This window comes from Bombilactobacillus sp. ESL1092 (assembly GCF_058107465.1).
The window spans coordinates 269478-285759 of record NZ_CM176594.1; the positions used below are offsets into that span (position 1 = coordinate 269478).

21 protein-coding genes are annotated in these 16282 nt (G+C 37.9%); 2 read left to right on the top strand and 19 right to left on the bottom strand.

The features are described 5' to 3' along the window. Nucleotides 1-50: 50 nt before the first annotated feature. The gene (locus AC3B6Y_RS01350; RefSeq protein ID WP_489757799.1) at nucleotides 51-536 is read left to right on the top strand and encodes a universal stress protein; all 486 of its coding nucleotides are present in this window, start codon (nucleotides 51-53) and stop codon (nucleotides 534-536) included. A gap of 119 nt (nucleotides 537-655) precedes the next feature. Here AC3B6Y_RS01350 and AC3B6Y_RS01355 read toward each other — a convergent pair whose 3' ends face one another. The 19 genes from AC3B6Y_RS01355 to AC3B6Y_RS01445 all read right to left on the bottom strand — a co-directional run bounded on the left by AC3B6Y_RS01355 (nucleotide 656) and on the right by AC3B6Y_RS01445 (nucleotide 14764). Further along, a complete protein-coding gene (locus tag AC3B6Y_RS01355) occupies nucleotides 656-1864 on the bottom strand; it encodes an FtsW/RodA/SpoVE family cell cycle protein (protein WP_489791191.1) in 1209 nt (402 codons plus the stop codon). A 10-nt stretch (nucleotides 1865-1874) separates the two neighbouring features. Beyond that, nucleotides 1875-2111, bottom strand: a complete 237-nt coding sequence (locus AC3B6Y_RS01360; protein ID WP_489757797.1) for a DUF2969 family protein — start codon at nucleotides 2109-2111, stop codon at nucleotides 1875-1877. Nucleotides 2112-2122: 11 nt separating this feature from the next. Continuing rightward, entirely contained in the window at nucleotides 2123-2404 is a 282-nt protein-coding gene (yidD, locus tag AC3B6Y_RS01365) for a membrane protein insertion efficiency factor YidD (RefSeq protein ID WP_489757796.1), read from the bottom strand. 5 nt (nucleotides 2405-2409) lie between these two features. After that, nucleotides 2410-2580 carry a DNA-directed RNA polymerase subunit beta gene (locus AC3B6Y_RS01370; protein ID WP_489757795.1) on the bottom strand — a complete coding sequence of 57 codons (171 nt, stop codon included), beginning with the start codon at nucleotides 2578-2580 and terminating at the stop codon, nucleotides 2410-2412. 8 nt (nucleotides 2581-2588) lie between these two features. Next, nucleotides 2589-3578, bottom strand: coding sequence for a rod shape-determining protein (locus AC3B6Y_RS01375; protein WP_489757794.1), 990 nt, complete (start codon nucleotides 3576-3578; stop codon nucleotides 2589-2591). An 88-nt stretch (nucleotides 3579-3666) separates the two neighbouring features. Then, nucleotides 3667-3897 carry a DUF1146 family protein gene (locus AC3B6Y_RS01380; protein WP_489769689.1) on the bottom strand — a complete coding sequence of 77 codons (231 nt, stop codon included), beginning with the start codon at nucleotides 3895-3897 and terminating at the stop codon, nucleotides 3667-3669. A gap of 128 nt (nucleotides 3898-4025) precedes the next feature. Beyond that, nucleotides 4026-4454 (bottom strand): F0F1 ATP synthase subunit epsilon, encoded by a 429-nt coding sequence (locus AC3B6Y_RS01385; protein WP_489757792.1) that lies wholly within the window; start codon nucleotides 4452-4454, stop codon nucleotides 4026-4028. A gap of 18 nt (nucleotides 4455-4472) precedes the next feature. Next, nucleotides 4473-5927, bottom strand: coding sequence for a F0F1 ATP synthase subunit beta (gene atpD, locus AC3B6Y_RS01390; RefSeq protein WP_489757791.1), 1455 nt, complete (start codon nucleotides 5925-5927; stop codon nucleotides 4473-4475). 17 nt (nucleotides 5928-5944) lie between these two features. Then, entirely contained in the window at nucleotides 5945-6868 is a 924-nt protein-coding gene (locus tag AC3B6Y_RS01395) for a F0F1 ATP synthase subunit gamma (protein ID WP_489757790.1), read from the bottom strand. A gap of 18 nt (nucleotides 6869-6886) precedes the next feature. Then, nucleotides 6887-8413 carry a F0F1 ATP synthase subunit alpha gene (atpA, locus tag AC3B6Y_RS01400; RefSeq protein ID WP_489757789.1) on the bottom strand — a complete coding sequence of 509 codons (1527 nt, stop codon included), beginning with the start codon at nucleotides 8411-8413 and terminating at the stop codon, nucleotides 6887-6889. Between the two features lie 22 nt (nucleotides 8414-8435). Then, the gene (atpH, locus tag AC3B6Y_RS01405) at nucleotides 8436-8981 is read right to left on the bottom strand and encodes an ATP synthase F1 subunit delta (protein WP_489757788.1); all 546 of its coding nucleotides are present in this window, start codon (nucleotides 8979-8981) and stop codon (nucleotides 8436-8438) included. Beyond that, the gene (gene atpF, locus AC3B6Y_RS01410; RefSeq protein WP_489757787.1) at nucleotides 8968-9498 is read right to left on the bottom strand and encodes a F0F1 ATP synthase subunit B; all 531 of its coding nucleotides are present in this window, start codon (nucleotides 9496-9498) and stop codon (nucleotides 8968-8970) included. The genes atpH and atpF overlap by 14 nt, the downstream gene beginning before the upstream one ends. A 27-nt stretch (nucleotides 9499-9525) precedes the next feature. Further along, entirely contained in the window at nucleotides 9526-9735 is a 210-nt protein-coding gene (gene atpE, locus AC3B6Y_RS01415; RefSeq protein WP_489757786.1) for a F0F1 ATP synthase subunit C, read from the bottom strand. A gap of 14 nt (nucleotides 9736-9749) precedes the next feature. Beyond that, nucleotides 9750-10466 carry a F0F1 ATP synthase subunit A gene (gene atpB / locus AC3B6Y_RS01420; protein ID WP_489757785.1) on the bottom strand — a complete coding sequence of 239 codons (717 nt, stop codon included), beginning with the start codon at nucleotides 10464-10466 and terminating at the stop codon, nucleotides 9750-9752. Between the two features lie 118 nt (nucleotides 10467-10584). Then, complete coding sequence (upp, locus tag AC3B6Y_RS01425) at nucleotides 10585-11214, bottom strand: uracil phosphoribosyltransferase (protein ID WP_489757784.1); 630 nt, start codon at nucleotides 11212-11214, stop codon at nucleotides 10585-10587. Between the two features lie 12 nt (nucleotides 11215-11226). Then, nucleotides 11227-12246: an L-threonylcarbamoyladenylate synthase gene (locus AC3B6Y_RS01430; protein WP_489757783.1), complete on the bottom strand. Its 1020-nt coding sequence runs from the start codon at nucleotides 12244-12246 to the stop codon at nucleotides 11227-11229. A gap of 3 nt (nucleotides 12247-12249) precedes the next feature. After that, a complete protein-coding gene (gene prmC / locus AC3B6Y_RS01435) occupies nucleotides 12250-13095 on the bottom strand; it encodes a peptide chain release factor N(5)-glutamine methyltransferase (protein ID WP_489757782.1) in 846 nt (281 codons plus the stop codon). Next, on the bottom strand, nucleotides 13073-14170 hold the full coding sequence (prfA, locus tag AC3B6Y_RS01440; protein WP_489775267.1) for a peptide chain release factor 1: 1098 nt from the start codon (nucleotides 14168-14170) through the stop codon (nucleotides 13073-13075). Before prfA ends, prmC begins: the two co-directional genes overlap by 23 nt. Beyond that, entirely contained in the window at nucleotides 14171-14764 is a 594-nt protein-coding gene (locus AC3B6Y_RS01445; protein WP_489757780.1) for a thymidine kinase, read from the bottom strand. It lies immediately after the preceding gene. Nucleotides 14765-14905: 141 nt separating this feature from the next. Here AC3B6Y_RS01445 and AC3B6Y_RS01450 point away from each other — a divergent pair, with 141 nt between their 5' ends. Then, nucleotides 14906-16261, top strand: a complete 1356-nt coding sequence (locus AC3B6Y_RS01450) for a MurT ligase domain-containing protein (RefSeq protein WP_489791487.1) — start codon at nucleotides 14906-14908, stop codon at nucleotides 16259-16261. Nucleotides 16262-16282 lie beyond the last annotated feature (21 nt).

Below are 16282 nucleotides of genomic sequence, written 5' to 3' on the forward strand. Positions count from 1 at the left end.
ATCAATTAAAATAGCTATTGTATCGCAGATAAGTTATTAGGGGGGATTTGATGTTACAAAATTACCAATCCATTTTAGTACCAGTTGATGGTTCTTTTGAAGCAGAAATGGCATTTAACAAAGCAGTCGAGGTTGCTAAGCGCAACCAGGCCGCATTAACAATTTTACATGTTGTGGATACGAGAGCTTTTCAGGATGTTTCCAGTTTTGATTCCTCAATGGTAGAACAAGTTTCTCAAACTGCTCAACAAACCATTGATGAATATGAACAATTAGCTTTAAAAAAGGGCGTTACTTCCGTCAAAACTTCGATTCAGTATGGTGCACCCAAAACCAAAATTGCCCGCACTATTCCGAAAGATTTAAATATTGACCTAATCGTCATTGGCGCTACTGGTTTAAATGCTGTCGAACGTTTATTAATTGGTTCCGTCACAGAATTTGTCACTCGCAATGCTCCTTGCGATGTCATGGTCGTGAGAACCGACTTACAAAATCAGACTATTAAAGAACAGCCTGGCACTGAATCAAAGTAAAAATTTAACAACTAAAAAACACTTTAGTTAATATCTGCATCAATCATCTTAGATATTACCCTAAAGTGTTTTTTTAATTGTTACATAATTATAAAATAAATTCATTTCAATTCGTCTGCTTACTTAAAATCGTTATTACTAAACATGTAGCTCTTATAATGATAACGCATTGACATAATGATTCCAATTCCAATCATATTACCTAATAGTGCAGAACCACCCTGTGAAATAAATGGTAATGGAATACCCGTCATTGGTAATAAACCAATACTCATACCAATATTTTCAAAGACATGAAATAAAATCATCATAATGATCCCCGTGGAGACATACGCATAAAATTCATTTTTAGTATCGAAGGTCACTTTTACCATTTGTGAAATTAACATAAAATAGATCAAAATTAAGCAACAGGAGCCAATAAAACCAAAGTTTTCACCCATAACTGAAAAAATCATGTCCGACTCTCTAACAGGGACATAGACATTAGAATGGTTAAAACCCTTACCCCATAATTTACCAGAACCAATTGCTTTTAAGTTTTGCCACAATTGATAACTAGAATTCGAAGTATCTCCTGACGGGTTTAACCAAGAATCAATTCTTTCAAACTGATAAGCATGAAAACCTAAATGACTCAAAAACTGCCGTCCATCACCAGTCGACACTAAATAAATGGCGCCACCACCTAAAATTCCTACAATGGCCACCAACGTTAGCAAAATGCGCCAATCAATACCGGAGACTAACATGACACCTGCAATAATGGCTAAGAAAACTAACATCGTCCCAAAATCTTTTTGTAAGAGCATCAATAAAATAACTGGTAAGGACCATAACAGAATTCGCCCAATTAAAATTAAATCACTGTGCAAATCATGTTTAGGATAAGCGTGATTATGAATCGTTACCACGCGCCCTAACATAATAATAAAAGCTGGCTTCATTAACTCCGATGGTTGAAAGGAAAATGGACCCAAAGCAAACCAACTTTTAGCGCCAGTCTTCACCGCATATTCACGACTATAAAAAAACAATACTGCAATTAATAAACCGATACCAATCCAGTAAGCATATGGAGCAATACTCCATAATTGTTCTGCATCAAGGTGCATGATAATAAATACACCGATAGCCCCAACCAAATACCAAACCAATTGCGAAAGAACCATATGCCACGGGCCACCACTTCTTAAATCGTGCGAAGCAGCTACATAAATTGAAACCAAACCAATCAAAGCCAAGAGCATTACCGAAAAAATAACCCCGTAATCAATGCGAGAATTATCTTCATCAAGATTACTTTTAGATTTACTTCCTAATCCCATAACGAATCCTCTAGTGTAAATGTAGATTAAATTGCATTAAGGCAATATTTAACGCTTCATTTAAATCCGACGCAACTAATTTAGTCGAATTGCTATCATCAATCAGTGTCACTTCAAAATGCTTGGAATCACTTTGATTGATTCGAGCAATGGTTTGGTCTTGACGTCCTTTAGCTAAAGTCACTTTCCAACTGTTGGTACCCGCTTCAACTAAGTTAACATTAAATTTACGTTCTTTTGTTCTCATAAATTCCTCTTTCATTTTTTAGGATGAAACCGCTGCGCGATAATTTCATCTTCATACTGTTCAGGATGGCGATTTTTCAATAACGTAAAATGATCTGGAACTGGATCAAATCCACCTTTAACAAAAGGGTGACATCTTAAAATCCGCGCACATCCCATAATAAATCCAAGCAAGCTACCTTCTTTTTTGATAGCTTCAATCATATAGGCCGAACAAGTCGGATAATATCGACAACTAGGTGGCAGTAAAGGAGAGAGATACTTTTGATATAACTTAATTAACCTAATTAACATGGTAATTAATTAGAAAACTTAAAGATATGAATCCAAGTGCTTGGCAACAACGGCGTTAAAGGATTACCGCCGCCAATAACAGCTCCAATCATCATGCCTAATATGAATAAAATAATAAAAGCTAAAATAATTTTTAAAATAACTTTAACTAAATGATTTCCAAATGATCCGTTCATAATTCAACCTAACGCTTTTTATTATTAGCTAATCGTTCTAATAAGATGCCAGTACCCTTAGCTACTGTATCTAATGGATCTTCAGCTACAATCACTGGAACTTGTAATTCCTGTGCAAACAATTTGTCAATGCCCTTAACTAAGGAACCACCACCAGTGAGCATAATTCCCCGATCAATAATATCAGCTGCTAATTCCGGAGCTGCCTGTTCCAAAACTGTCTTAACGCCTGCAATAATCGAATTTAAAATATCCGCTAAAGCCGCCTGAGTTTCTACTTCAGAAATAGTTACTCCCACTGGTAAGCCAGTAGCAACATCGCGACCGCGAATCGTAATTTGCTTATTAGGATCGGGTTCAAACGCTGAACCAATCTGTTTTTTGATATCTTCGGCTGTGCGTTCACCGATAATAATATTATTGTGTAATTTGACATAGTTTTGGATGGCAGTATTCATCTCATCACCAGCCAACCGCATTGATTTGCTGACTGCAATATCGCCCATGGATAAAATAGCAATATCGCTGGTTCCACCACCAATATCAATGACCATGTTACCTTGTGGTTTAAAGATATCCATACCAGCGCCCACAGCTGCTACCTTTGGTTCCAATTCTAAGTAAACATCTTTACTACCTGTTTGTTCAGCCGCTTCAATAATTGATCGCTGTTCAATAGAAGTAATATTTGTTGGACAGCAAATCATAATCGTGGGATGAGAGAAACGGGAATTAACATTTATTTCATCAATAAAGTATTGTAACATTTTTTCCGTAATATCAAAATCAGCAATTACGCCATCTTTCAGAGGCCGAATAGCCTTAATATTGCCCGGTGTTCGACCAACCATTTGATAAGCCTTCGTACCTACTGCTAAAACATGATTATCATCCGTATTAATTGCCACTACAGAGGGTTCATTTACAACGATACCTTCACCTTGAACATTAATTAAGACATTAGCTGTTCCTAAATCAATTCCAATCGATTTTGCCATTTTAAGCCTCCAAAAAAAGTCTTCACAAGATAGGATTATAACATAACTGGCTGCGCTAAATGGATATTAGCGATAAATTACAATGACTTTAAAACATAAAAATCAAATTTTGAAAAGTTTGAATTAAACTAATAAAAAAAGAACTCACAGTATATCCTAAAGCAATCGCCAAAAAGGTAATTAAAATTTTCCCTAAATTATTAGTATGATTGTGTAATAACTTATCCCAGTTTAACGTTTGAATTGCTAAAAACGCGATCCAAATAAAAAAAACGTGACTACACAAAGTTAATAAACTTTGAATTCCGACTTGTTTCACAGAAAAATCTCCTTTTAATCCAAAACTGTTTGAGAGCTAGTTGTCAAACAACTCTACTAAACTTCTATCATTGATTTTATCATACCAATCGCTAGAAAAGAAAAAATCCTCTTATCAATAAGAGGATTTTAACGATGATTATAAACATTGATCCGATTAATTGCCCGGGCCAAGGCTACCTGCGCTCGTTTAACTTCATCAATGTCTTGAATAGTCTCTGCGTGCTTGATTTGTTCTTCCGCTCGCTGCTTAGCATAACGTGCCCTGCGCAAATCAATATTACGTGCCCGTTCAGCACTATCAGCAATAATATTTAATACATTATCTTTAAATTCTAAATAGCCACCATTGACCGCAATCGCATCTTCTTGATGTTCATTGTTTGCTCGCAATACGCGTACTTCAGCAATTTTCAAAGTAGCGATAATTGGTAAGTGATTCGGCAAAATTCCCAAATCACCATCGCTAGCTCGAGCTACTACACGTTTGGAATGATGAGAATAAACTTGACCAGCGGGAGTAATAATATTGACAGTTAAGACAGAATCGTCTTCCATAACCTTAACCTCCTATCATTAACTAGCTGCTACATCATCAGTTTTAGTGGTAGAAGCTGCTTCATCAGCTGGTTGATAACCCATTTGCTTAGCTTTTTGCAAAACTTCATCAATAGTTCCAACGCTTCTGAAGGCATCTTCAGGTACATCATCATATTTACCAGCCAAAATTTCTTTAAAGCCTTTAACGGTATCTTCAATAGAAACATAAGAACCTGGCTGACCGGTAAACTGTTCCGCAACATGGAAATTCTGTGATAAGAAGAACTGCATGCGCCGTGCACGAGCAACAATTTGCTTTTCTTCATCAGATAATTCATCCATACCTAAAATCGAAATAATATCTTGCAATTCATGGTAACGTTGTAAAACATGCTGTACTTCGGTTGCCACTTCATAATGTTCTTGACCCACAATTTCTGGATCCAAAGCACTAGAAGTTGAAGCTAACGGATCAACAGCTGGATAAATTCCTTGTTGGGTTAAACTTCTTTCCAAGTTGGTAGTGGCATCCAAATGGGCAAATTCTGTTGCTGGAGCAGGATCAGTATAATCATCCGCCGGCACATAAACCGCCTGAATAGAAGTAATGGATCCCTTTTTAGTTGAAGTGATTCGCTCCTGCAACTGCCCCATTTCGGTCGCCAAAGTTGGCTGATAACCAACCGCTGAAGGCATACGCCCTAACAAAGCCGAAACTTCTGAACCAGCCTGTGTAAAGCGGAAGATATTGTCAATGAATAGTAACACATCTTGACCTTCCACATCACGAAAGTACTCAGCCATCGTAACACCAGTTAAAGCCACCCGCATCCGCACACCGGGAGATTCATTCATTTGACCAAAGACCATCGCAGTTTTAGCCAGCACACCAGATTCTTTCATTTCATAGTACAAGTCATTACCTTCACGGGTTCTTTCACCCACACCGGTAAAGACAGAAATACCATTATGTTCTTGAGCAATATTATGAATTAATTCCTGGATTAACACAGTTTTACCAACACCGGCACCACCGAACAAGCCGACTTTACCACCGCGCAAGTAAGGTTCCAGTAAATCAATCACTTTAATACCAGTTTCCAAAACTTCAGAAGTCGTATTTAAATCTTCGTATTTAGGAGCTTCTTTATGGATACTTTCCCGTTGAACATCCGCTTCAAGGGGCTCACCATTATCAATTGGTTCGCCTAAAACATTAAAGACTCGTCCTAAAGTCACATCACCAACTGGAACGCTAATCGGATGACCAGTATCTTCAACAGCCGTTCCCCGTTGTAAACCATCGGTTCCGGCCATCGCGATCGTCCGCATTACTCCATCACCTAATTCCAAAGAAACTTCCAAAGTAATTTCATTTCCTTGATTAGTCTTAACAAGTAAAGCATTGTTAATATCTGGTAAGGAGCCATCCAGTGGAAATGATACATCAACAACAGGTCCGATAACCTGAACTACTTTTCCTTGACTCATTCAAATAACTCCTTTCCTTATTCCAAAGCCGCCGCGCCACTAATAATTTCGGTAATTTCGGTCGTAATTTGTGCCTGCCGCGCACGATTATACTGTAATGACAAACTATCAATCAGATCATCAGCATTATCAGTAGCCGTTCTCATTGCAGTCATTGAAGCAGCATGTTCGGCTGTTTTGGCATCCATAATTGAACCAAAAACTACTGATTCAATATATTGTGGCACAATTTTTTCTAAGACGCTTTCCACACCAGGATCAACGATATACTCTTGGAGTAATTTGGGATGCTGTAAATCTTTTTTGTTTGCAACATCGCGTGAAATAGGTAATAATTCATCGGTCACAAATTGTGAAGTTAATGAATTAACATGATGATTATGACATAAAATTAAACGGTCAAATACGCCATCATCAAATAACTCAACGCACGCTTTCACCAAATTAGAAATAGTCAAAAAAGTTGGAACATCTTCCACACCACGATATTCATAGGCAACATCGTAGCCTCGTTTTTTAAAAAAGTCTGCTCCGGTGCCACCAACAGCAATAATTGTAAATTGGCTTTTATCATTGTGGTGATTCTTTTCTAATAATTCCATTGTTGCCTTTAAAATAGTTGAATTGTAACTGCCAACTAAACCACGATCAGAAGTAACTACCATATAAGCAGTTTTTTTCACCGGCCGCACTTTTAACAAGTGATCCAGCGATAAAACCCCTTTTTGGGGGTCTTCACTTTCGTAATTATTAACTATTTTACTAGCAACTAAATGCCCCATCGTTTCTTTAATTTTTTGTTCGTATAACTGATATGCAATAGATTTCTTCTCAATTTGCGTTAATTTTGATCCCGAAACCATTTGCATCGCATGCGTAATTTGACCAGTTTTTTTAGTCGAAGAAATGCGGCGTTTAATATCCATTAAGGATTCTACCATATGCCTTTTTCCTCCTTATTACTGCGCTTGCTGTTCAGTTGAATTAGCTTGATAACCTTCAGTAAAATCATGAACGGCACTATCTAGCTTCTTAGTGTCCGGCAGATTACCAGTGGTCTTAATCTCTTTTAACAAATCAGCATGATTACCAGCAAAATAATCACACAATTGTGTTTGATAATCAGCAACCTGATCCTCATTCAAGTTATCCATATAGCCCTTGGTTAAGGCATAAAAGATAATAACTTGTTTTTCGACCGGAATTGGATCATGTAATGGTTGTTTGAGCACTTGCATCGTCACACGACCACGATTTAATTTTGCTTGTGTAGCTTCATCTAAATCAGAACCAAATTGGGCAAAGGACTCTAATTCATTGTAGGAAGCAATATCTAACCGCAAAGTACCAACAACTTTTTTCATAGCTTTAATCTGGGCATCGCCCCCGACCCGAGAGACTGAAGTTCCCGCATCAACAGCTGGTCGATTGCCGGCATAGAACATATCACTTTGTAAGAAAATCTGTCCATCAGTAATCGAAATAACATTCGTAGGAATATAAGCAGAGATATCGCCGGCTTGCGTTTCAATAATCGGTAACGCGGTCATGGACCCGCCACCTAATTTGTCATTTAACTTCGCAGCCCGCTCCAATAAACGAGAATGCAAATAGAAAACATCACCTGGATAAGCTTCACGCCCTGGTGGCCGCCGTAACAATAGCGAAATTTCACGATAAGCCGCAGCTTGCTTGCTTAAATCATCGTAAACAATCAACACGTGTTGACCGTTATACATGAATTCTTCACCCATCGCAGCCCCAGAATAAGGTGCAATATAAAGTAGCGGTGCTGGTTCACTAGGACCAGCTTCCACAACGATTGTATAATCCATGGCTCCCATCTTCCGCAACGTTTCAACTTGCGCACGAATGGTGGATTCCTTTTGACCGATAGCTACATAAATACAAATCATATTTTGATCTTTTTGATTCAAAATAGTATCAATCGCTACTGACGTTTTACCAGTTTTCCGATCACCGATAATTAATTCCCGCTGACCACGACCAATTGGAACTAACGAATCGATCGCTTTTAAGCCGGTTTGCAAAGGTTCAGAAACTGATTGGCGATCCATAACACCTGGAGCCGGCGTTTCAATAGGACGAGTCTTATCAGTGTCAATCTTGCCTAAACCATCTACTGGTTGACCTAATGGATTCACTACCCGACCAATTAACTCTTTACCAACAGGCACTTGCATAATCCGTTTAGTTCGCTTAACTTTATCGCCTTCACGAATATCATCAAATTTACCTAAAATAATAATGCCGACATCTGTCGATTCCAAATTTTGGGCAATTCCAAATGAACCATTAGTAAATTCTAGTAATTCATTGGACATGACATTATCTAATCCATGAGCACGAGCAATTCCGTCACCAACATAGGTTACAGTACCGATTTCTTCAACTTCAAGATCATCTTGATAATTTTTTAACTGCTCTTTAATTAAAGAACTGATCTCTTCAGCTTTGATGCTCATCAAATTCACCTCTATACTTTAATTAACTATTCAGCAATAATTGGCTCATTCGCTTCAAGCGCGAATTAACACTTCCATCAATAATTTGATCACCAACTTGTACAATCAAACCACCAATAATTTGCGGATCCAAATGAATCGTTAAAATTACCTTTTTTGCAGCAAACTGGCGACCAATTGCATTTTTTAAAGCGGTTTGTTGACGATCACTTAATTCAATAGCCGTGGTTACCGTTGCTTGATAAACACCCGTTGCTTGATTATACAAGTCCTGATAAAATCGTCTAATTTCGGTAAAAGCATCTAGGCGATGATATTCAAACAATAACTGCAAAAAATTTTGCATTAACGTACTAGCATTTTGCTTAATTACAACTAATAGTTTCTGTTTTTTCAAAGAAGATAAACGCGTATCAGTTAAAATATCGCCTAAATCAGGAATTTGTTCATAAACTGCTTGAATAGCATCTAACTCTTCAAGAATTTCAACTTGTTGATCTTGCTCTGTAGCTAATTCAAACAAAGCTCTTCCATAACGGCGACCAATTTCATCCTTATTTAGTTTCATGGCTTGGATTCAACTCCTTAATGTATGAGTCAATCAAGTCTTGTTGATCCGAAACTGACAACTCACGACCAATAATCTGTGTCGCGATATCTACTGATAATTGAGCCACGTCATGTTGGACTGACTTCATCGCATCAGCTTTCGCCTGTTGGGCATCTGCTTGAGCACGTTGATGAATATCTTGTGCTTCTGAGTGTGCCTGATCAACAATTGAAGTTCGTTGATCTTCACCAGACTTTTTGGCATCAGCAACAATTTGGACAGCTTCAGCTTTAGAATTTTGTAAAGCTGCAACACGCTTTTGCTTCAATTCATCGGCTTGTTTACGCTCTTTATCTGCATAATCAAGATCACCAGTAATCTTATCCACCCGTTTATCCATCATTTTGGTAATCGGACCCCAAGCAAAATGCTTAACTAAAAGCACTAAGACAATAAAGGATACTAAGACGAATAGTGAATCACCAGTTGAGGATGATTGTGCTGCCAATAATAATCCTGGTTGCACGACCGTCATTCCTTTCTAAAGAAGTTTTTCTCGTAATTAAAAGACTAATAAGAAAGCAATAACTATAGCTAAAATAGGAACAGCTTCAATTAAACCAACACCAATAAACATAGTTGATTGTAATTTACTAGACATTTCTGGTTGACGAGCCATACTTTCAATTGTTTTGGAAATAACGTGTCCATTACCATAAGAAGCCGCCAAAGCTGCTAAACCCGCTGCGACACCTGCACCTAAAAATTTCATTTAAAATACCTCCATTATTCACTAACTACTTTTTCAGAAATATAAACCGTTGATAAAACTACAAAAACATAAGCCTGAATAGCGCCGATAAAGACAGAAAAACCTTGCCAAATCATACTTAATGGAAATGAAGCAATATAAGTCCATACTCCGTATGATGGTGCCAGACGTTTCGTTATCAAACTTAACAAAACTTCACCAGCAAAGATATTTCCATAAAGCCGTAAAGATAGTGTTAAAAAGTTTGTAAACTCTTCCAAAAGGTTAATTGGTGATAAAAAAGCAATCGGTTGTAGATATGTTTTTAAATAACCACCAAAGCCGTGCTTTTTGACGCCAAAATAATGCGATAAAACCAAAGTAATAATGCCTAAACTCATTGTTACAATCGGATCCGATGTTGGCGATTTAACATACGTCTTACCACCAACAATGATTTCAAACATTAAGCCTAATTGGTTGGAAATAAAGATAAACGCAAACATTACAAATGCATACAGCATAAATGGTTGAGCTTCACTCTTCTGGGGAAACGATGACTTAACAATATTATTCGTAAAATCAACTAACCATTCCAGCATATTTTGGGCTTTTCCTGGACGCATTTTAATTTTGCGTGACATAAAAAAGAAGGCCAAAAAAACAATCACGGCAGCTATTAATGTTGACAAGCAATTGGCAACATTAAAAGTTAACCCACCAATTGAAAGAAATTGATATGAATCATCCAACCAGCACAACTCCTCCCTTTCATTATTTTTCATTGCCTTTTAATAAAAAGTAAGGCACATGGCTAGATTACCACCAAAAGTTATAAAATCAAAGACATTTTCTCATAAAATTCAAAATTTATTTAGTTCCAAATAAGCGATCGCCGGCGTCACCCAATCCTGGGAAAATATAACCACTTTCAGTAATTTTTTCATCCAAAGATGCTGCATAGATATCAACGTCAGGATGCGCTTCCTGTACGGCCCGTACACCTTCGGGCGCTGCTACCAAAACGACTAAACGCATATTTTGCGCACCGCGTTTTTTCAAGGCTTCAATGGCCATATTAGCAGAGCCTCCAGTGGCTAACATTGGATCTACAATCAACAAATCACGTTGATCAATATCAGGTGGTAATTTAACAAAATATTCATGTGGCTTTAACGTTTCTTCATCACGATACATGCCAATATGCCCAACTTTGGCAGCTGGAATCAATCGTAAAACACCGTCAACCATGCCTAAACCAGCCCGTAAAATCGGAATAACGGCTAATTTTTTACCAGCTAATTGTTTTTGTGTACTTTTACCCATTGGAGTAATTACTTCGGTATCTTCTAATGGTAAATCGCGGGTAATTTCATAAACCATTAATTCGGCAATTTCATTAGCGACCTCCCGAAAGACGCGAGTACCCGTATCTTTATTACGGATAATGGTTAATTTATGTTGAATTAAGGGATGATTTAATACTGTAAATTTAGACATCCTAAATTCCTCCTATGCTTTAAAATGCTGGTTACCAGCTGCTTTATTTAATCGATTCATATAAGCGATTCCTAAGTCTTGATCAGAACTGCCTTGCGCCAAAATATATTCAATTTGATCATTTAAATCAAATTGTCTTAAGGCAGCAAACAGTAAATGACTGGCTGAATTTAAAGAATCTCCCAATGAAAAAGTATCTGTTGCTTGTTGTAAATCTAACGATTGTAAAACTGAAGTAGTGGCCATAACGGCAAAAGCTTTCTTTTGTTGTTGCACCCAAGTTAATGCTGCAGCAAAATCTTGAGGCTGATCCACAACAATTACCTGGGCTTTAGGAGCATAATGCTTATACTTCATCCCCGGAGCTTTCGGAATTTCACCAGCCTGAACCTTATGATGACTAGTTTGAACTGTACCAATAACTTTGGACAATTGTTGCTCAGTTAAAGCACCCGGACGTAAGATTGTGGGCACCTCACTAGTTAAATCTAAAACAGTGGATTCAAGCCCGACGCGTGTGGCACCATCAGCTAAAATCCCCGCGATTTTACCATGTAAATCATGGTAAACATGTTCCGGTAAAGTTGGGCTCGGTTTGCCTGAAGTATTAGCTGAAGGCCCAACTAAAGGACGTTGTACCTCACTAATTAAATCCAAAGTCAATTGATTATCAGGCATCCGAAAAGCCGCCGTCTTTAAGCCGCCGGTAACAGTTTTAGAGAGCTTATGATCGGCAACTGGTAGGATGATGGTTAACGGTCCCGGCCAAAAAGCCTTCATTAAAGGCTCAGCTAAGGATTTAAATTGCACATCAGCGTATTGCCACACCATCTCGGGACAATTAACATGAACAATTAACGGATTATCACTCGGACGCCCCTTAGCTACATAAACCGCTGCTGCGGCTTGGGCATTAGTTGCATCAGCACCTAAGCCATAAACCGTTTCGGTTGGAAAAGCAACTAATTGACCAGCTTTTAGTAGTTGGGCTGCTTGTGGTAAATCAGCACGAGTAAACATTTTCGTTTCCATTATTTAATTCACCTCTTTTCGTTGAATTCGCAAAAAACGCGGTTGATTTGACAAATCACGGAAAAATTGAATTTGGTAGCCCGTGACCTGCTCTTGAAACATTTTACTAAGTTTTTCTTGTTGTTGAAAGCCAAATTCTAAATAAAGTTGGCCATTTGGTGCTAAAAATTGACTAAATTGGGCAAAAATGCGCCGATAATAACTTAAACCTTGTTCTGTGGCAAATAATGCTTGCTGCGGTTCAAACTCTAAAACTGATTGATCCATATACTTACGTTCCTCTTCACCGATATATGGTGGATTAAAAACAATTACATCAAATAATTGCTCGGCCACTGGTGCAAATAAGTCACCTTGACGAAAGTCAATTGTCAGCTGATATCGTTGGGCATTAGCCTGCGCCACTTGTAAAGCCGCTGAGGAAATATCGGTCGCAGTGACGGCTTGATATTGACCTTCCAATGCCAAGGTTTCTACCAATGCTCCTGAACCGGTACCCAGTTCTAACAAGCGGCCGTGGGGGTGCTCTTGCAAGATCTGTGCGATCATCATTTCACTATCTTGCCGTGGAATTAAAGTAGCGGCATTAACTTGAAACTGGCGGCCATAAAACCACGCTTGACCCAAAATATATTGGGGCGGTTCTCCCGTCTGAGCTTGACGAATAACAGCTTGATATCTTTGCCAAAGTTCTGACGGAACAACATCTTTTTGATGAAACTGTAACTGACTCGGCGTCCAATTAGTTAATTCCAGTAATAAATATTGGGCAATTTCTGGACCTTGCGGCAGATTTTGAAGTATTAAAAAAGCCCATTGTTGGGCATCAATATAACTTGGTGGAACCATTTTGAATTTGCTCCAATTTTTGAGTTTGGTCTGACAAAATTAACGCATCAATAATATCATCTAATTGACCACCAATAATTTTATCTAGTTTGTTTAACGACAAACCAATCCGGTGATCAGTCACCCGATTTTGCGGATAATTATAAGTCCGAATCCGTTCAGAACGATCACCAGTTCCTACTGCTGATTTCCGTTCTGCGTCGTAATCACTTTGGTTTTGGGATTCATAATAATCGTAAACGCGCGAACGCAAAATTTGCATGGCTTTTTCCCGATTTTGCTGCTGTGAACGTTGATCTTGCATTGCCACTACAATACCGGTCGGTAAATGGGTCATACGGACTGCTGAAGAAGTTTTATTAATATGTTGCCCACCAGCACCGGAAGAACGGTAAACATCAACGCGAATATCTTTCGGATCAATTTCTAAATCTACTTCATCGTATTCGGGCATCACTGCTACCGTAGCCGTTGAAGTATGCACCCGACCAGCAGATTCTGTGGAAGGAACTCGCTGTACCCGATGAGCGCCATTTTCAAATTTTAATTTGGAATAAACATTTTTACCCGTAATCATCATGGCTACTTCTTTATAGCCACCAACTTCGGTTTTATTTTCATCAATAATTTCAAAATGCCAACCCTGATTTTCAGCATAGTGTTCGTACATATTTAACAAGTCACCGGCAAATAAGCTGGCTTCATCACCGCCAGCAGCCCCCCGAATTTCCATAATAATGTTTTTATCATCATTGGGATCTTTCGGAAGCATCAGTAATTTAATTTTTTCTTCAGTTGCTTGTAACTGCGGTTCCATTTCTGCCAAATCTTCCTTAGCTAAAGCTTCCAAATCAGCATCATGGCTTTCGTTTAATACTTCCTTGCTCTCTGTAATATCTGATTTTAATTGTTGATATTTTTTAAATTGATCAACAACTTCTTGCATATCAGCTGCTTCTTTAGAAATTTTCAAATAACGAGGTGTATCACTAATCACTTCTGGATCACTCATCATTTCTTGCAGTTCTTCAAAACGTTCAACTAAGCCCTGCAATTGATCAAAAATTTTGTCCATTTATTTCTCACCTTCTGTTTTGATTGCTGGATGCCAATAATGCCGCCGGCAAACAGGATAATATGATTCGTTGCCCCCAATATGCACTTGTTGACCACCATAATCGGGCTGACCATTAGTTACACGGAGATTCATGATAGCTTTTTTCTCACAAAACCAACAGATTGTTTTCATTTCTTCAATCTTATCAGCATAAATTAATAAGGCTTCTGAGCCAGAAAATAAGTGATTTAATGAATCATTCTTTAAACCAAACGCCATCACTGGAATACTCAAATCATCAACTACTCGAGCCGCTTGTTTGACTTGCTCAGCTGTTAAAAACTGAGCTTCATCAATTAAAACACAAGAAATTGTTTGAGTTAAAGTTTGCGTCTGAACTAGTTCAAATAAATTATCTTGAGTCATCAATGCTAATGCGTCACGCGTTAGACCAATCCGACTAGCAATCTTACCCACACCATTACGGTTATCTAAACCACTGGTCAATAAAAGAACATGCTTGCCTTGTTCCTCATAATTATGAGCTACTTTTAAAACTTCAATTGATTTACCAGCATTCATTGCCCCGTAGCGAAAGAATAATTGTGCCACAACTTGGAACTCCTTTATTTAGATTCACCGCTTTTTATTATACGCAATTCTGAACAAACTTCTATAGATAAATACTAATCAACTATACCTTAGCAGAATTTTTATGGTATGATTTTTTTATTAATTAAAAAGGGTGTTTACATGAGCTTAAAATCAAAACTAGCAGCCACTTGCGGCAAAGTAACTTATAAAATTTTGCATGATGTTTTTCATCGCGGCAGTTCCTTACCCGGGAAATTAGCTTACCGGATTGATCCCAACGTTTTAAAAGAACTCAGTCAAGATTATCAAGTGATTATTGTGACGGGGACTAATGGCAAAACTTTAACTACTTCCTTAATTACTAAAATCTTACAGCAAGAATACGATCATCTGTTAACCAACCCGACTGGTTCCAATATGATCCAAGGAATTACATCAGCTTTTTTAAGTGATCGGCGAGATGATGCTACTAAAAAAATTGCCATTTTAGAAGTTGATGAAGCTAATGTCGAACCAATTTGTCAAGCCATGACGCCCAGCGCTTTTATTTTGACTAATATTTTTCGAGACCAAATGGATCGCTACGGTGAAATCTATACTACCTGGGACAAAATTCGAGCGGGCATTAAATTAGCACCGCAAGCTAAATTAATTATCAATGCCGATGCTGCCATTTTTCAAGTTGATGACTTGCCCAATCCTAAAATTTATTACGGCTTTGGCAACGAGCAGCAATTAACCACTGATTTACGGGCCGATTTTAATGTTGATGGTGTTCTTTGCCCTAAGTGTCATCAGATTATGCATTATCATATGATTACTTATGCTAATTTAGGCGATTATTTCTGTCCTCATTGTCATTTCCACCGACCACAATTAGATTATCAAGTGACCAGTACTGAACAGTTAATGCCTAATCAATCTAGCTTTGCAATTGATCAAACTAACTTTACCATTAATATTGGGGGCATGTATAACATCTACAATGCTTTAGCTGCTTATGCTACTGGTAGTGAGTTTAACGTTTCGCCTAATCAAATTAAGCAAGCTTTCAGCTATAATGAACAAGTTTTCGGTCGCCAAGAAGTCATCACGTTAGATGATAAGCAGCTAACCATTATCCTCGTTAAAAATCCTGTGGGCTTAAACCAAGTGATCAGTACCTTAAATTCCGACGATGATCCATATAGTCTCGGATTTTTATTAAATGCTAATTATGCTGACGGTATTGATACTAGTTGGATTTGGGATGGTAATTTTGAACAATTACCATTTACCAAGATGCCCCAAGTGATTACTGGCGGTGAACGTTGGCATGACATCCATTTTCGCTTTCAGGTCGCTGGCGTTAAAGCAGAACAATTACAACATGTTCCTGATTTAGATACCTTTTTAACTAAGTTGAAACAACAAGCACCCGAAAAGATTTATGTTTTAGCTACTTATACGGCAATGTTACAATTACGCAAAAAATTAGTCGATCAAGGCTACATTAAACAAAAGAATTTAGCTTAATGTTTAGTCAAACTAAAATAG

Coding starts and splice junctions, on each gene's coding strand:
- AC3B6Y_RS01350 (WP_489757799.1), top strand. CDS start 51: ATGTTACAAAATTACCAATCCATTTTAGTACCAGTTGATGGTTCTTTT.
- AC3B6Y_RS01355 (WP_489791191.1), bottom strand. CDS start 1,864: ATGGGATTAGGAAGTAAATCTAAAAGTAATCTTGATGAAGATAATTCT.
- AC3B6Y_RS01360 (WP_489757797.1), bottom strand. CDS start 2,111: ATGAGAACAAAAGAACGTAAATTTAATGTTAACTTAGTTGAAGCGGGT.
- yidD (WP_489757796.1), bottom strand. CDS start 2,404: ATGTTAATTAGGTTAATTAAGTTATATCAAAAGTATCTCTCTCCTTTA.
- AC3B6Y_RS01370 (WP_489757795.1), bottom strand. CDS start 2,580: ATGAACGGATCATTTGGAAATCATTTAGTTAAAGTTATTTTAAAAATT.
- AC3B6Y_RS01375 (WP_489757794.1), bottom strand. CDS start 3,578: ATGGCAAAATCGATTGGAATTGATTTAGGAACAGCTAATGTCTTAATT.
- AC3B6Y_RS01385 (WP_489757792.1), bottom strand. CDS start 4,454: ATGGAAGACGATTCTGTCTTAACTGTCAATATTATTACTCCCGCTGGT.
- atpD (WP_489757791.1), bottom strand. CDS start 5,927: ATGAGTCAAGGAAAAGTAGTTCAGGTTATCGGACCTGTTGTTGATGTA.
- AC3B6Y_RS01395 (WP_489757790.1), bottom strand. CDS start 6,868: ATGGTAGAATCCTTAATGGATATTAAACGCCGCATTTCTTCGACTAAA.
- atpA (WP_489757789.1), bottom strand. CDS start 8,413: ATGAGCATCAAAGCTGAAGAGATCAGTTCTTTAATTAAAGAGCAGTTA.
- atpH (WP_489757788.1), bottom strand. CDS start 8,981: ATGAAACTAAATAAGGATGAAATTGGTCGCCGTTATGGAAGAGCTTTG.
- atpF (WP_489757787.1), bottom strand. CDS start 9,498: ATGACGGTCGTGCAACCAGGATTATTATTGGCAGCACAATCATCCTCA.
- atpE (WP_489757786.1), bottom strand. CDS start 9,735: ATGAAATTTTTAGGTGCAGGTGTCGCAGCGGGTTTAGCAGCTTTGGCG.
- upp (WP_489757784.1), bottom strand. CDS start 11,214: ATGTCTAAATTTACAGTATTAAATCATCCCTTAATTCAACATAAATTA.
- AC3B6Y_RS01430 (WP_489757783.1), bottom strand. CDS start 12,246: ATGGAAACGAAAATGTTTACTCGTGCTGATTTACCACAAGCAGCCCAA.
- prmC (WP_489757782.1), bottom strand. CDS start 13,095: ATGGTTCCACCAAGTTATATTGATGCCCAACAATGGGCTTTTTTAATA.
- prfA (WP_489775267.1), bottom strand. CDS start 14,170: ATGGACAAAATTTTTGATCAATTGCAGGGCTTAGTTGAACGTTTTGAA.
- AC3B6Y_RS01450 (WP_489791487.1), top strand. CDS start 14,906: ATGAGCTTAAAATCAAAACTAGCAGCCACTTGCGGCAAAGTAACTTAT.